The organism is Halomonas korlensis, assembly GCF_900116705.1.
GTDB lineage: Bacteria > Pseudomonadota > Gammaproteobacteria > Pseudomonadales > Halomonadaceae > Halomonas > Halomonas korlensis.
Genome location: NZ_FPBP01000006.1, coordinates 136,339 through 151,780 on the forward strand (window position 1 = coordinate 136,339; position 15,442 = coordinate 151,780).

The following is a 15,442-nucleotide window of genomic DNA, read 5'->3' on the forward strand; positions in this document are numbered from 1 at the left end:
TGCTGCGGAGGTCATGCCATGCTGGTTGTACGTCCCGTCCGTTCGGCGGACCTGCCGGCCCTCGAGCGACTGGCGAGCAGCGCCTCGCCGCGGCTGACCAACCTGCCGGCGCACCGCGACCGCCTGGAGGAGCGCATCGCGCGCTCCCGGCTGGCGTTTTCCCGCGAGGTGGAGTTTCCCGGCGACGAGCACTACACCTTCGTGCTCGAGGACCTGCAGCGCGACGCGGTGGTGGGAACCGCCACCATCCGCGCCCAGGCGGGCTCGCGCGAGGCCTACTACACCTATCGCCAGGAAACGCTGATCCACGCCTCGCAACAGCTCAACGTGCGCCGCGAGGTGCCGACGCTGTCGCTGTCCCATGAGGTGTCCGAGGCGAGCCAGCTCTGCGCGTTCTCGCTGGATGCCCGCTACCAGGGCACCAGCGCTGAGAGCCTGCTGCGTCGAGCGCGGCTGATGTTCATCGCCCAGTACCCGGAGCGCTTCGCCGAGATCCTGGCCATGGCGTTTCCGGGTTACCTGGACGAACAGGGCGAGTCGCCGTTCTGGAACAGCGTGGGCCGGCATTTCTTCGTGCGCGACTACCAGGAGATCAATTATCTGGCCGGGGTGCGCTCGAAGAGCTTCATCGCCGAGGTGATGCCGCAGTTCCCGCTCTATCTGGCGCTGCTCACCCCCCAGGCGCGGGCCGCGATAGGCCGCGAGCATCCGGATCACGAGCAGGCGCTGGCCGAAATGCTCTCCGAAGGCTTCCTGCGCTCGCGCCACGTCGACATCTTCGATGCCGGCCCGGTGGTCAAGGGCGAGCGCGAACGGCTGGCGAGTTTCCGGCGGGCCGCCTGGCACCCCGTCCGCATTCGCCCGGCGCACACCCTGCCCGACGCCGAGCCGGCGATGGTCGCCAACCAGCAGCTGGAGGAGTTTCGCTGCGTGGTGGCCCGCTACGCCTTGTCGCCGACCGGCCAGCTGTTGCTCTCGGCCGAGCATGCCGAGCGCCTGGGGGTCGAGGAAGGGCGCGCGGTGCTGGCCTCGCCGCTGGCGCTGCCCGGGCGGGGAGCAGAGGGCGGCGACGAGCACAACCCGGGCTATGACGAGGGGGAGCTGTAATGCGCATTCGATCGATTGCCGAGGGTGACCTGGATGAGCTGCAGGCCCTGGCCCGCGAGACGGGCGTTGGCTTCACCTCGCTGCCCGACAACCGCGACTTCCTGGCGGCGCGCATCGCCTCGACGGTGAGCGCGTTCGAGGAGCGCACGCCGGTGGACCAGCGGCTCTACTTCTTCGTGCTGGAAGATGAAGAGACCGGCCGACTCGCCGGCTGCTGCGCCATCGAGGGCCAGGTCGGACGCGAGATTCCCTTCTATCATTATCGCCTGGGGACTCTGGCGCACTCGTCGGTGCAGCTCGATCTGCATCGCACCATCGACACGCTGTTTCTCAGCTCCGACCATACCGGCGACGCCGAAGTGGCCTCGCTGTTCCTGCGCCCCGCGTATCGCGGCGTCGATCGCCGCCATCAGCGAAACGGCGCGCTGTTGTCGATGATGCGCTGGCTGTTCATGGCCGAATTTCGCGACCGCTTCCCCGAGAAGGTGCTGGCGGAAATGCGCGGGGTCTTTGACGACCAGGGGCGGAGCCCGTTCTGGGACTGCCTGGGCAGCCATTTCTTCCCGCTGGATTTCGATGAGGCCGATCGCCTGACGGGCCTCGGCCAGAAGAGCTTCATCGGCGAATTGATGCCCAAGTTCCCGATCTATACTCCCTTCCTGAATGAGCAGGCGCGGGCCTGCATCGGCCAGGTGCACGAGCAGACCCGCCCGGCACTCGCCATGCTCAAGCAGCAAGGGCTGCGCTGGGAGGGCTTCATCGACATCTTCGATGGCGGCCCGACGGTCGAGGCCTATATCGACGATGTGCGCGGCGTGCGGCTGTCGCGCCACTGCCGGGTGGAAGTGAACCCCGAGCGCCATCCCAAGGCGGACCGACCGCGCTGGCTGGCGGCGACCACCGACATGGCAAGCTTCCGGGCCGCCTGGCTCGGCCAGGGGCCGGACGCGCACGACGTGGTCACCCTCGACGCGACTGAGGCCCGGCGGCTGGACGTGGCGACCGGCGACACCCTGCGAATCCTGGATACCGAGAAGGAGGCGTGATGAAGGCACGAGCAGAGTTGCTGATCGGCGGCCGCTGGTACGAAGGCGACGGTGAAGGCTTTGCCAAGCACGATCCGGTGTCCGGCGAGCGCCTCTGGGAGGGTGCGGCGGCCAGCGACGCCCAGGTAAATGCCGCGGTGGCGGCGGCGCGAACGGCCTTCCCGGTGTGGGCGCGCCTGTCGTTCGCCGAGCGCCAGGCGTTGACCGAGCGCTTCCGCGAGGTGCTGGAATCCCACCGTGAGCCGCTGGCTCGGGCGATCGCCCAGGAGACCGGCAAGCCGTTCTGGGAGTCGAGTACCGAGGTGGGAGCGATGATCGGCAAGGTGGCGATCTCGGTTCGCGCCTACCAGGAGCGCACCGGCGAGCGCCGCCGCGACCTGGGCGATGCCACCGCGGTGTTGCGCCATCGGCCCCACGGCGTGATGGCGGTCTTCGGCCCCTACAACTTTCCCGGCCATCTGCCCAACGGGCATATCGTGCCGTCGTTGCTGGCCGGCAACACGGTGGTCTTCAAGCCCAGCGAACAGACGCCGTTGACCGCCGATCTGGTCATGCAGTGCTGGCAGGAGGCCGGGCTTCCCGATGGCGTGATCAACCTGGTGCAGGGGGGCGCGCCAGTGGGCCAGGCGCTCTCCGCCGATCCCGGCATCGACGGCCTGTTGTTCACCGGTAGTGCCAAGGTGGGCGGCGTGCTGCATCGCCAGTTCGCCGGTCAGTTCGACAAGATCCTGGCGCTGGAGCTTGGCGGCAACAACCCGCTGGTGGTCAAGGATGTGCCCGACCAGGAGGCGGCGGTGCTGACCATTCTGCAATCGGCGTTTCTCTCCGGCGGGCAGCGCTGCACCTGCGCCCGGCGCTTGCTGGTGCCGGAAGGGCAGGTCGGCGATCATCTGCTGGACGCGCTGTCGGACGCCATCTCGCGCCTACAGGTGGCCGGCCAGTTCAGCGAGCCCGCCCCCTTCTATGGCGGCCTGGTCAGCCAGGCGGCCGCCGACGGGCTGCTCAAGGCTCAGGACGATCTGGAGGCGCTGGGCGGCGTGGTACTCTCGCGGATGGAGCGGCTCGCGCCCGGCACCAGCCTGCTGAGCCCGGCGCTGATCGATGTCACGGGGCTTGAGGTGCCCGACGAGGAGCACTTCGGCCCGCTGCTCAGGGTCACGCGTTACCGGACATGGGACGAGGCGATCATCTTGGCCAACGACACCCGCTACGGCCTCTCCGCCGGGCTGATCGGTGGCGAGCGCGCCGACTGGGACAACTTCCTGCTGCGCATCCGCGCCGGCATCGTCAACTGGAACCGACAGACCACCGGTGCCTCGGGTGACGCGCCCTTCGGTGGCGTGGGCGAGAGCGGCAATCATCGCCCCAGCGCCTATTACGCCGCCGACTACTGCGCCTATCCGGTCGCCTCCATGGAGAGCGAGGCGTTGAGCCTGCCCGACAAGCTGCCGCCGGGGGTGACGTTATGAGCCGTGAGGTCATGAGCGAGACGGCGTTTCGTGAGGTCAATTTCGACGGTCTGGTCGGTCCGACCCACAACTATTCGGGCCTGGCCCTGGGCAACGTGGCCTCGATGACGCACGGCGGGCTGGTGGCCAACCCGAAGGAGGCCGCCCTGCAGGGCCTGGCCAAGATGAAGTCGCTGCGCGACGCGGGTTATGCCCAAGGCGTGTTGCCGCCTCAGCAGCGCCCCGATCTCGGCATGCTGCGCGCGCTGGGCTTTTCCGGCAGCGATGCCCAGGTGCTGGCCCGGGCGGCGGGCGAGGCACCGCAGATTCTGCGGGCGGTCTGTTCGGCCTCGAGCATGTGGACGGCCAATGCCGCCACGCTGACGCCTTCCGTCGACGCGCCGGATGCACGCGTGCACTTCACACCGGCCAATCTCCAGTCGAGCTTTCACCGCTTTCTGGAGCCGGCCACCACCGGGCGCATACTGGCGGCGATCTTCCGCGACGAGACGCACTTCGCGCATCATCTGGCGCTGCCGGCGAGCCCTGCCTTCGCCGATGAGGGCGCGGCCAACCATACCCGGCTGTGTGGCGACTACGGCGAGCCTGGGGTGCACCTGTTTGTGTATGGCCGCCAGGCCTTCGGTTGGGAAGACGAGACCGGGGTGGTGCCGGCGCGTTATCCGGCTCGCCAGACGCTGGAAGCCAGCCAGGCGGTGGCCCGCCAGCACGGGCTCGCCGAACACCAGACGGTCTTCGCCCAGCAGCATCCCGACGCCATCGACGCCGGCGTTTTCCACAACGACGTTATCGCGGTGGGCAACGGGCCGGTACTGCTCTATCACGAGATGGCGTTCCTCGACGAGCAGGCGACCCTGGATGAGTTGCGCGACAAGATGCACGTGCCGCTGGTACCGATCCGGGTTCCCCTCGAGGCGGTGAGCCTCGAGGACGCCGTGGCCTCGTACCTGTTCAATTCGCAGCTGTTATCCAACCCCGATGGCAGCATGACGCTGGTGGTGCCCGGCGAGTGCCAGGAACGCGAGAGCGTCTGGCGCACCATCCAGGATTACTTGTTGGCCGGCCACAATCCCATCAGCGAGGTGGTGGTCAAGGACGTCAAGCAGAGCATGCGCAACGGCGGCGGCCCCGCCTGCCTGCGGCTGCGCGTGGTGTTGAGCGACGCCGAGCGCGCCGCGCTCTCGGGGCGTGTGCTGTTAGACGATATCCTGCACGATGAGCTCGTCACCTGGGTGGAACGCCACTATCGCGACCGCCTGGCACCTGCCGATCTCGCCGACCCGCAACTGGCGATGGAAGCGCTGGCCGCACTCGATGAGCTGACCGCGATCCTTGCCATCGGCGCCGTCTATCCTTTTCAGTTGTAGTTCGGTGGTAGTCCCGTGGTAACGGCCGTTTCGCCTCGGCGGGGCTGCCCTGATCTTTCCCACAGAAACTAGCGCTCCCGGCGTAGGTCGGGCGCCGGTTGGCAGATCGAAGACGAGGAGACACGGCGTTGACAAGCCTGATCTACTGGCTCGACATGGCGGGGGTGATCGTCTTTGCACTGTCGGGTGTGATACTGGCCTGCCGCTCGCGGATGGACCCGTTCGGCATGCTGGTGCTGGCCGCGGTGACCGGCATCGGCGGCGGCACCCTGCGCGACCTGGTGCTCGGCGTGCGGCCGGTGTTCTGGGTCAGTGACCCTACCTATCTCTGGGTGATCCTGGCGACGGTGGGGCTCTCCATCCTCGGCTTTCACTACATCCATCGCCTGTCCCGCGGCTTCCTGCCGGTGGCCGATGCCTTCGGCCTGGCGCTGTTCACGGTGATCGGCACCCACAAGGCGCTGCTGCTCGAGGCGCCCGGCGTGGTGGCGGTGCTGATGGGGCTGCTGACCGGCGTGGCCGGTGGCATGGTGCGTGACGTGCTGGCGCGTCGGGTGCCCATGGTGCTGCGCCAGGAAGTCTATGCCACGGCGGCCATTGCGGGGGGCGTGACCTATGTCTCGCTGGACGCCCTGGCGGTGCCCGGCGGCCTGAACGTGGCCATGGCGCTGCTGGTCACCCTGGGCCTGCGCCTTGCGGCCATCCACTGGCACCTGGCGCTGCCGACCTTCGCCTGGGTGGTGTTCCAGCGCACACCCGAGCCTTCGCCACCGTCCGAGAAGGGCGAACTGCCGCCACCGCCGTCCGCGCCGCCGCGCCCCAAGGTGCGGGTGCGCATGATTCGCCCCGAGCAGTCGCGGCGCAAGCGACGTTCCTGAGCCGGGCTAGCGGCGCTTCAATGCAAGGATGATCGGGTGGAAGACGCCCAGCTTACCAGCGCCGCGATCCCCAGGGCGGCGCTGGCGACTACCGTGGCCGTCATCAAAGGGTGCATCGAGGCCTCGGTATACAGGCTCGAATCGGCTACATGAGCGGCGTAATCGCCGCGCTCACGGTTATCCGTGGCGGGATCATGCAGCGCGAAGCGCTGGCGATATTCCGGCCGGCCGGATTTCTGGCGATTAAATAGCGTCTTTTCCATCATCTTGTCGGTGAGATGGGGCGCGTACTGTCCCAGTACGCTCAGCAACCTGCCGCCGCCACCGACGTAGATGTCGCGTCTTGGCACCTCAGCGCAGTGCAGGATGCTCCTGGCGACCACGCCGGGATCGTACAGGGGCGGGGGCAAGGTGGGTTCCTCGTTCAGATAGTTCTGGGCGTGTTGCGGAAAGGGGGTGGCGATGCTGCCGGGCTTGACGAGCGTGACGGCCACCGGCGCTCCCGCCTCTTCCAGTTCCATGCGCAGCGCATCGGTGAAGCCACGCACCGCCTGCTTCGATGCCGAATACATGCCCTGCAGGGGAATCGCCCGATCCGACACCAGTGACCCGAGGTTGATGATTGCACCGCCGTAGCCGTCATGGCGTTTACGCAGGTGGCGGGCGGCTTCGCGCGAGCCGTAGACCACGCCCCAGAAATTGGTATCGAACAGACGGTGAAAGTCTGTCGTGGGCACGTCCAGCAAAGGGCCGTAGAGCGATACGCCGGCATTGTTGATCCAAGTGTCGAACGCCCCGAAGCGCTCGATGGCGGCGTCGGCCAGCTGCGCCACCTGCTCTTCGTCGCCGACATCGACGACGACATGCAGGGTGTCGCTGCCGCGGCGCCGGGTTTCGTCGGCCAAGCGGATCAGTGACGCCTCGTCGCGTGCGGCCACCACCAGGCGGGCGCCGTGATCGGCGGCCATCCGTGCGGTCGCCAGGCCAATGCCAGTGGTCGCGCCGGTGATGACGAGGGTCTGCTCATGAAGGGGTTTCAAACGTAATGGCATCGCGCGCTCCTTGCTCGCCCACGCTCGGCGATATCGCTATCGGTCCATGGATGGCGTGGTCTCTCCCCGAGAATGTGTCGTCAAGCCAAGCAAATTGTCAGGCTAGGTGTCTTCAGGATAGATGCTGGGCGCCAATTGCCAAGCGGCCGGACATCCGCCGGCCGCTGGTATGTCTGGCAAGAGGAAAGCCAGAGTCATAGGGATGCCGGGCCATAGGAACGGCGTCCATAAGGAGTGCAGCGCGGGTTAGACGCTACCGCCGGCGCCGCCCACCATGCCGCTGCGCAGGCCGTCCTGACTGTCATGGGAACGGAGGTGCCGGGATACGGTGTCCTCCGGCGAGCCGGCCATCTCGCGGAACATGCCCATCGAGCCGAGCAGGGCGGAGGATTCGTAGGGTACGAACACTCGCTCGCCTTCCTGGGCCATGGTCGGCAGCGACTTGATATAGCTCTGTCCGAGCAGGTAGCCGACCACGGTGCGCTTGTTCTCCTCGTTGTCACCAATGGCGCCCAGCACCAGCTTGATTGATTCCTGCTCGCCCTGGGCGCGCAGGATGGCGGACTGCTTGTCGCCCTCGGCATTGAGAATCGAGGATTCGCGCTGCCCCTGGGCCTTGGCGATGGCCGCGGACTTCTCGCCCTCGGCTTCGGTCACGGTGGCGCGGCGCTTGCGCTCGGCGGCCATCTGCAGGCGCATGGCGGTCTCGACCTCCTCGGGCATGGCGATGTCCTGGACCTCGACCCGCGAGATCTTCACGCCCCACTTCGAGGCGGGCTCTTCCATGGCCGCCTGGATCGAATTGTTGACCTCGCCGCGCGACTCGAACAGCTTGTCGAGTTCCATCTTGCCGACCACCGAACGCAGGGTAGTCTTGGCCAGTACCTCGACGGCCTGGCTCATGTTGGCGACTTCGTAGACGGCACGTTTGGGATCGATGATCTGGTAATAGAGCGCGCCGTTGATGGTCACTGTGACGTTGTCGGTGGTCACTACCGGCTGGCCGGGGAAGTCCATCACCGTCTCGCGACGGTCGATGCGGGTCTCGTCGTTGGTGACGGCCTGGTAGTCCTCGCCCATCTTGCGGTAGCGAATCATGGTGATCGCACGCGGCTGCTCGATGAACGGGATGATGATGTTGATGCCACTCTCCAGCAGTCGGTTGAACGACCCCAGCCGCTCTATGACCACCACTTCGGATTGACGAATGATCACCAGCCCCTTGGCGATGATCAGGATACCGATGACGACAACGATCAGGCTGAGAATCAGCCCCGGACTTACGGGTAGTTCCATGCTTATGGCTCCTCGGGTGTTGCGAGTGTGACGATGGCGGTGGTGCCATCGAAATCTTGAAAGATGACGCAGCTGCCTTCCGGCAGTTCGGTTTCGCCGCTTTTTTCATTAGCGTCGGCGGCAAGCCGGATGCGATAGAAATCGCCGTTGATCTTGATGCCGCTGGCGTCGTCGAAGTCACGCCTGAGCGTCGTGTAGCGATGCCCCTTCTCCACGCCGGTGCCGGTGGTGCCATAGGCGACGCCGCGGGGCGAGAATGCCGGACGGATCCGCATTACCGCGAGTGGCACCAGCAGACCCGCGAACACGCCCATGCCCAGCAGTTGCCAGGGCAGGGCGAATCCTAACCAGGCGAGTACTGCGGTAAGCGCGGCGGCTGCCGCCAGAGCCAGCAATACCAGGGCCCCCGAGGCCAGCTCGCCAAGCCCAAGCAGCAGCGCGATGACCAACCAGGTGTAGGCAAGATTCCAGTCCATGGCGGCTCCCTGTGAGCGGGGATAAACGGGTGGGTATATTAGCGTCTTCGACCAGTCTACCCTGTGTGGTAGGTCAAGGTCGCACTTGTGTGCTGGGGGCGGCAGGCAAGCACGGGGCAATGCCAAGTGACCGGCGTATGAACCACTCAGCAGGATGACGCGATGCTCGGGCTTACCCTGAACCACCGGCGCATGCACACCGCATGGCTATGCCTGTTCTTGTGGCTGACCGGGTGTGCGACCGTTGCGCCGGATATCGAGCGTGAGCGTCATCGTCAGGCGGGGCTCGAGATCCAGGCGGTCTACGAGGCGGCGCTGCCCAGCTTACCGCTGGATAAGCAACGCCACTATGCCCAGCGTCTCTATCGCTTGACCGGCGAGGCACGCTATCTGGCCCCCAACCGGGCATATGGCCAGCGGCTGATGTGTCGTCTGGCACAGGATATTCAGGGTTTGGCCGAGTCCCGCCATGACAACTACCGTTATGCCGAAACTCGTAGCCAGGAAATCATTGCTGCCTACCCGCAGCGAACGGCCAAGCAGCGATCACGGCGAGAAATGCTGGCCGAATGGGACGAGATGGCCTTCGCCACCAAGCTCCTGTTCCGCCTGGTGCAAGCCGACTATCACGGGCTGCTGCCGGCGATCGCTAACCACGCGGTGGCGCTCGACTACCTGGCCGAGGTGGATTGGCGGCCCTTTCTGACCGACCCCGACGTGCTGGGTATCTATGCCGCCCAGGTAGCCAATCAGGTTCACTTTCTTCATCAGCTGGGCATTGTCGACCTGCACGCCGAGGTGGAGGCTGCTTTTCGACAGCGTTATCCGCCGAGCGAGGTCGGAAAGCTCGATGAAGCCGAATACCGCAACTGGCTCTATGGGCTGACGCACTTTGTCATCGCGGCGAGCCGCTATTATCAGCAAGGCGTGGACCCCCGCAGCGTCGACTGGGCGCTGAGCGCCTTCGAAAGCGAGGCCGACAATCTCCTGGCCCGCGCCACCGAGGATATCCAGGCCGAAGTGGCCATGAGCTTCCTGCTGGCGGGGCAGGAGCATCATCCATTGGTGCGCGAGATACGCGACGCCCTGGTCGACGCCATCGACCCGACGACAGGGATCATCCCCTCACCGTCGGGTAGCCTCGACCTGGCTGGGGGCGAGCATCGTAACGTGCTGGCGATCATGGTGTTGCGGTGGGCGAAGGCAATCTATCCCGGACCCCGGTTCGACCCTGGCGTCATGCCGGGGTGTCGATGGCTTCCTGAGTAAGAAGCGCCTCGAACTGTGGCTCCAGCTCATTGTGGATGTAACTGAAAAGGGGCTGCAATTCCTTCCTCATCCCTGCTTGTGCCTGCTCCCGGCCAATACAGTAGGCGCTGCGCTGGCCATGGAAATCGATGGTGTCGCCGACTTTCGTGAAATGAAAGCCAGCGATCGAGAGTAGCCTCGGCAGCCTGGGGTCCATCATGGCAAACGCCAGCTCCTTGTTTGACATGCAGCCCAGCGCATAGCCCGCCAGAAAAAGTCCGCTCACGAGTAAGGAAAAGGTGGCTCTTTCCTCATGGCTGAAGTCATGTGGGTTATCGGTGACACCGGGGACTTCGCTACCCTTGATCCTCGGCCTGAAGGCGCGTGCAATCGCCAGGCGAGAAATTTCGTAGTAACTCTCCGTCGGCAGTTTTGCGGGATGCAGAGAGGGGTGAGTCAGGCTTCGACCGCCGTAGCTTTCCATGGGCAGTCTGTCGAAAGGATCAGGACTCCCTGGTTCCGGCATGACCAGGCGGGTGCAAGCAGCGGCCAGCCCGGTGCGACGATGCTCGATGAGGCAGTGCAGGGCGTTCTGGTCATAGAGGTCGTACTCGAGTCGGCAAGCGCGGTCTGCTGGATCCTCGTAGGCAAGCTCCTCGCAATAAATCTCATACCTCAGTCGATAGATGCGCTGTTTTTGCTGCTTTGAGACCGCCAGGTGAAAGCGGAACTCCTGCATGAAGCGGGCGAGTTTGTTGCTGGTGCTTGGCTGCGCATCCCTTGCTGCGAGGCAAGATGCCATATTGTTAGTTCCTTATTTATGACTCTGCCGGGATGATATTAGCGTTATGTAGTGAATACTACTGTTTTCAATGCTCCCGGTCCTATCCCTATTCCCGTTAGCACTTATCACGAGCCCCTTCCCACGAGGCCATCAGGATGAGAAACCCTTACCCAGCGCTTCGGCTAATCGGAACGGACGTCCAAGGTGAAAGCCCTGCCCGTATGTGATGCCATAAGACTCAAGCATGGGCAATAACGCTTCCTGGTCAACGAACTCGGCGATGGCCTGCTTACCGAAACCGGCGGCGATATCGGCAATCGCCTTGACGATGACTCGGCTATCGGCACTGACGGGTAGGCTACGAATAAAACTGCCATCGATCTTGATGAAATCCACCGGGAGCTGTCCCAGGTAGTGAAAGCTGCTGAAGCCGACACCGAAATCGTCCAGCGCCGTTCGACAACCTAGATCACGCATGGCGAGCAGTACGCCACGAGCGGTAGAGAAATCGGTGACGGCTGCGGTCTCGGTAACTTCGAGAATCAGAGAGTTGGGGTCGGCGCCGCTGCTCAACAGCTCGTCGGCCAAGAACTGCTTGAGCCCCACGTCATGCAACGACTGACCTGAAAGATTGACGGCGAGGCTGATGCCCTTTTCCTGCAGCTGGCGCAAGGCCTGAAGGCTGTGGCGCAGCACCCAGCGGTCGATCTGGACGATCTGACCGCTCCGCTCGGCCTGCGGAATGAAACTCCCGGGCGATATGAGACTGCCGTCAGCATCACGCATGCGCAGCAGCACCTCGTAATGACGGACCTCGCGATTTTCAAGGCGAACGATGGGCTGCACCATCAATTCGAAGGCATCTTCTTCCAGCGCCTGGCGCACCCGTTCAATCCAGTACACACGATCCTGCAGCTCGTCCTTGGCATCTTCCAGGGCCGACAGCAGATGCCAGCGCTGGATGCCGCTGTCCTTGGCCTTGTACATGGCCACATCGGCACTGGCCATCAGATCGGCAGGCGTATCGCCGTGGGCAGGAAACATCGCAATGCCAGTGCTGGCGTTGGCTCGGTGACGCCTGCCGCCGGTATCAAAGCTGAGGTTATCCAATAGGTGAGTGATTTGCTGCGCGACGCGAATTGCCCTGGCCTCGTTGGCGCCGACCAACAAGAGCGCGAATTCATCACCACCGAGCCTGGCGATCACACCACGGTGGCCCAGCGCCTCGAAGAGCGTATCCGCGACCTGGCGCAACAGGCGGTCGCCGGCGTGATGGCCGCTGAGTTCGTTGACATCCTTGAACTGGTCGAGGTCAAGCAGCAGCACAGCGCCCTTGTGGCCTTCCTGCAGTGCGACGGCCAGGGCGTCCTGAAAGAAGCGACGGTTGTACAGCTCGGTGAGCGGGTCGCGCTCAGCCAGCCAGGTCAGGCGTGCCTCGGCCGCCTTGCGATCGGTAATGTCGAGACCCACCGATATCCTCACGGCCAATCCTTTCTGACTGGCCGGCAGCGGCGCGTGGTACCAGATAATGGTTCGCTGCCGGCCATCGGCGGTCATCAGGGGCTGTTCTTCCTGCAGAGAGGCTTTGGCGGGGACAACCGGAGAGGAGGGGGCGTTAGAGAAAACGTCGTCGAACAGACGCCCGACCAGTCGCGTCTCTTCGGTTGCCATGACCGACAGCGCATAGTCATTGACCAGGCCGATGCGCCCCTGTTTATCCTGGGTGACGATGAATACCCGCGCGGTATCGAGGAGGCTGCCAACAAAGTCTCGCTCCCGGGCAAGCTCCTCGACGCGCTCGGCCAGTTGGACGCCGCGGGCACTGATTTCGTCCTCCAGGGCTTCCAACTGGTCAGAGAGTTCCAGCGTAGTGCCTTCCAGCACATCGATCTCGTCGGGAAATCGGCTGTGCGGGCGGGGTATGCTGGCGCGCGCCTGGGTAAAACCACCGCGGGCCAGTTCCGGCAGTATATCGGCCAGCCGGCGCAGACGTGCCATTGGGCTCAAGAGGATAGCCAATAACAATAGTTCAGCAGCTAACCAGCCACCCAGGCCAGCCAGCATCAAGGTGCGGGTATCCTGCTGGATGGCGTTGAGCTGAGATGTAATATCAGCGATGAGCAACAGATAGCCCGTGCTGCGTTGGTCCGTATCATCTTCCATGCGCACGGCGGAGAGTTCGATATTCCGATCGCCTCGACTGAACTGCTGGGGCTGTCGTTCCAGATCGCTGACAGAAAGCTGTTCCGCTGCGCGGTGCAGCAGGGGCAGATTGTCTTCCTGGCGCGTCAAGGCGAGCAATCGACCATTCCATGCGGGCAAATAACGGTCTTCCGGCAGTGACTGAACGGCGACGCTGCTGCTGACCAACAGGCCGACATCGTTGTCGGATACCTGTTGAATTTGACGCGTCACGTCGGCCAGGGAGCGAGACAGCATGACGGTGCCGACACTTTCCCCGTCCACCAGCACCGGGACAGTAGCGTACTGACGGCAAGTCGTTGAGCAGCGCAGGGCGGAAAGCGGGGCTTCGGCCTCCATCACCTGGTCGACCCACGACTGGATGAGAAGGCTGTTATCGGCATAATGTTCCCCCCACTCGGCCAACGGTTCCCCAAGCTCGCTGAAGATCATGGCCTCGTCGATTCCCACCTCGAGCTGCAAGGTTGGCCACTGTGAGGAAAGCGCCTCGAAAATACCCTCCTGTGCGCCGTCCTCGATTGCAGGGCCGAGACGCGACGACGCGGCTGTCAGGGCTGCCAGCTGTTGCAGGCTGGCTTGCGAGCGGTTCAGTGCCAGCCGTATCTCCCTGACCTGGCGCAGATAATGGTCATCACGGCTCTCCTGAAACTGGCGCGTCAGGTTGGCATGGCCGAGCCAGGTGAACAGCACCACCAAACCCAACAGCAACAGGCTGCTCAGGGCGATCACTCGCCAGGTCAGGCTGAAGCGGTGGCGCCGACGCCGGTTAAAGGGGGGATGAACGTGCATGCAAGCGAGTTCCGGCCGATGTGCGGATGTCACGAAAGTGAGTTGTCAGAAGCGCAGCGAGAGCTGGAAGAGCAGCATGTTCCAGCGTCGGCGAGTCGCTGATGAGTCGGGATTATCCTGAAGAGGAAGCCAACCAGTGCCATCGACATGATGGTATTCTGCGGCCAGCATGACGCTGGGGTTGAGGTTCCATTGTAGCCCGAGGGTGATGTCCTGGGCATATTGTGAATGGGCTGGTCCTGCGCCGCTCGCTTCATAGGCCTTGCCTGAACGATCATCACGATTGCTGATCAAGCTGTCGTAGCGGATGAGCCACTGCCAGTCGTCCAGGAAGCGGCGATTATACTGCAGGTACCAGCTTTCTCCGGTGACATCGAAATTGACCTTTGGATTGTCGAATTCCTTAAGTCCCGAGTTGCGCAGGGCGTATTCGCCGGTCAGGCTCCATTTTTCGGCATTGTATTGAAGGGAAAATACCCAGGGCTTGAAGAAGAAATCGCCGTTGCTGAATGCGGGGGTATCGGAATCGAACCGGGCGTTGGCATCGGCCGCGCTAATGGCCGCCACGATACGCCCTCCATCATGTTCATAGCGAAGCTGGCCGATCAGTGAGTTCTTCGGGTCCAGCGAGCCGGGAGTGGTATCCAGGCGCAGTGTGCTTCTCAGGTCATCCCCGGCTTGCGGCTCGCCAACGCCCAGTTGCCCTCTGAGCACCCCCTTGGGAAGCCGTTCCTCCATGTACAGGGCAAGGCCGTCCCCGGTGAGTGCCAGCGAGCGCGTCCTGTCGAAATAAATCGACTGAGGCAACAGGATGCTGGGACGGGTAAATGCCACATCACGGGTCTGGTTATAAAAGCCGAACGGGTTCTTTACGCGGCCGATTTGCACGCCAAGGGTGCGATGCTGGTTCGAGAGCATCTGGTAGTCGACAATGCCGTAGTCGAGCTTGGGGCGAGCATCGGAACCGTCGCTCCCCGCGCGCCGACTCAATACCTGGGCGGCGATCAGCACATTCTGATGGGGACGCAGCGATGCGTTGGCACCGATCTCCGTGTACTTGAAACTGCCGTCATCGCTGCTGCTGGGGCCGAAGAAGTCATTATGATCGGTGATCACCAGCGCCTGGCTGAGAAAGCCATGCAATTGGAGGGTGTCGAGAACGGTTTCTTCGCCATGTGAGTCGCTACCCACACCTGCCAGCAAGACACCGGCCAGCAAGGCGGAAATCTTCACGTCATTCCATCGAAATAACTTGGATACGATCATCCAGGTACTCCCTTTCTAGATAACCCAGCGCACCTGGGGTAGTCGCGATCCGCTCCTGCATTTCCGCCTGGGTAGCGACGCGATTGGGCGCCTGACCGGTGCCCGAGAACACCATGCGATCCCAGGCCAGCTGTAGCTGGTGGGGGTAGACGGTCAAGTTCTCCTTGGCGAAACGGGCATGGACCGGGTGGTCATTGGCAAGCACATAAACGCGTGCGGCCTGGCCATCCGGCCAGGTGCGTTGACGCATGGCGAATATGGCCCGGGCGGTGTCACGATTCAATTGCTGCGTGCTGACGTCTGCATGGGCAACGAGAAATACGGGCTCGCCGGCTATTGCCGGCGTCCCTGTCAGCATGAATAGGGCAAGCAGGCTCGTCAGCCATGCCATGAGCCAAGCTCCCTGCCTGCCAAGGTACAGCGATCAACCGCTGCGTGAGCCGCGATGGCCACAACAAGCGA

Annotated in this window: 13 protein-coding genes; 6 read left to right on the top strand and 7 right to left on the bottom strand. The window is 63.8% G+C overall.

The window, feature by feature from the left end; all coding sequences use genetic code 11:
• The first annotated feature begins 18 nt into the window (after positions 1–18).
• The 5 genes from BM341_RS10025 to BM341_RS10045 all read left to right on the top strand — a co-directional run bounded on the left by BM341_RS10025 (position 19) and on the right by BM341_RS10045 (position 5,867).
• Positions 19–1,107 carry an arginine N-succinyltransferase gene (locus BM341_RS10025; protein ID WP_089795633.1) on the top strand — a complete coding sequence of 363 codons (1,089 nt, stop codon included), beginning with the start codon at positions 19–21 and terminating at the stop codon, positions 1,105–1,107.
• Positions 1,107–2,153, top strand: a complete 1,047-nt coding sequence (gene astA, locus BM341_RS10030; RefSeq protein ID WP_089795486.1) for an arginine N-succinyltransferase — start codon at positions 1,107–1,109, stop codon at positions 2,151–2,153. Before BM341_RS10025 ends, astA begins: the two co-directional genes overlap by 1 nt.
• Positions 2,153–3,622 (top strand): succinylglutamate-semialdehyde dehydrogenase, encoded by a 1,470-nt coding sequence (gene astD / locus BM341_RS10035; RefSeq protein ID WP_089795488.1) that lies wholly within the window; start codon positions 2,153–2,155, stop codon positions 3,620–3,622. Before astA ends, astD begins: the two co-directional genes overlap by 1 nt.
• Positions 3,623–3,633: 11 nt before the next feature.
• Positions 3,634–4,989 carry an N-succinylarginine dihydrolase gene (gene astB / locus BM341_RS10040; RefSeq protein ID WP_089795635.1) on the top strand — a complete coding sequence of 452 codons (1,356 nt, stop codon included), beginning with the start codon at positions 3,634–3,636 and terminating at the stop codon, positions 4,987–4,989.
• 128 nt (positions 4,990–5,117) lie between these two features.
• Positions 5,118–5,867, top strand: coding sequence for a trimeric intracellular cation channel family protein (locus BM341_RS10045; RefSeq protein WP_089795490.1), 750 nt, complete (start codon positions 5,118–5,120; stop codon positions 5,865–5,867).
• A gap of 17 nt (positions 5,868–5,884) precedes the next feature.
• On the opposite strand, the gene BM341_RS10050 is transcribed toward BM341_RS10045, so the two are convergent.
• The 3 genes from BM341_RS10050 to BM341_RS10060 form a co-directional block, all read right to left on the bottom strand.
• A complete protein-coding gene (locus BM341_RS10050; RefSeq protein WP_089795492.1) occupies positions 5,885–6,919 on the bottom strand; it encodes an SDR family oxidoreductase in 1,035 nt (344 codons plus the stop codon).
• Positions 6,920–7,165: 246 nt separating this feature from the next.
• Positions 7,166–8,215: an SPFH domain-containing protein gene (locus BM341_RS10055; RefSeq protein WP_089795494.1), complete on the bottom strand. Its 1,050-nt coding sequence runs from the start codon at positions 8,213–8,215 to the stop codon at positions 7,166–7,168.
• Positions 8,216–8,217: 2 nt separating this feature from the next.
• Positions 8,218–8,691, bottom strand: a complete 474-nt coding sequence (locus BM341_RS10060) for an NfeD family protein (protein WP_089795496.1) — start codon at positions 8,689–8,691, stop codon at positions 8,218–8,220.
• 162 nt (positions 8,692–8,853) lie between these two features.
• On the opposite strand from BM341_RS10060, the gene BM341_RS10065 reads away from it, so the two are divergent.
• Entirely contained in the window at positions 8,854–9,960 is a 1,107-nt protein-coding gene (locus BM341_RS10065; RefSeq protein WP_245784238.1) for a DUF3541 domain-containing protein, read from the top strand.
• On the opposite strand, the gene BM341_RS10070 is transcribed toward BM341_RS10065, so the two are convergent.
• From BM341_RS10070 to BM341_RS10085, 4 genes are all read right to left on the bottom strand, one after another.
• Positions 9,929–10,741 carry a PEP-CTERM/exosortase system-associated acyltransferase gene (locus BM341_RS10070; RefSeq protein ID WP_089795498.1) on the bottom strand — a complete coding sequence of 271 codons (813 nt, stop codon included), beginning with the start codon at positions 10,739–10,741 and terminating at the stop codon, positions 9,929–9,931. The two genes, BM341_RS10065 and BM341_RS10070, sit on opposite strands and share 32 nt — an antisense overlap.
• 132 nt (positions 10,742–10,873) lie before the next feature.
• Positions 10,874–13,714 carry a bifunctional diguanylate cyclase/phosphodiesterase gene (locus BM341_RS10075; RefSeq protein WP_089795501.1) on the bottom strand — a complete coding sequence of 947 codons (2,841 nt, stop codon included), beginning with the start codon at positions 13,712–13,714 and terminating at the stop codon, positions 10,874–10,876.
• A 45-nt stretch (positions 13,715–13,759) separates the two neighbouring features.
• A complete protein-coding gene (locus tag BM341_RS10080; RefSeq protein WP_245784239.1) occupies positions 13,760–14,980 on the bottom strand; it encodes a hypothetical protein in 1,221 nt (406 codons plus the stop codon).
• Positions 14,949–15,371, bottom strand: a complete 423-nt coding sequence (locus tag BM341_RS10085; RefSeq protein ID WP_217646206.1) for a hypothetical protein — start codon at positions 15,369–15,371, stop codon at positions 14,949–14,951. The genes BM341_RS10080 and BM341_RS10085 overlap by 32 nt, the downstream gene beginning before the upstream one ends.
• Between the last annotated feature and the right edge of the window lie 71 nt (positions 15,372–15,442).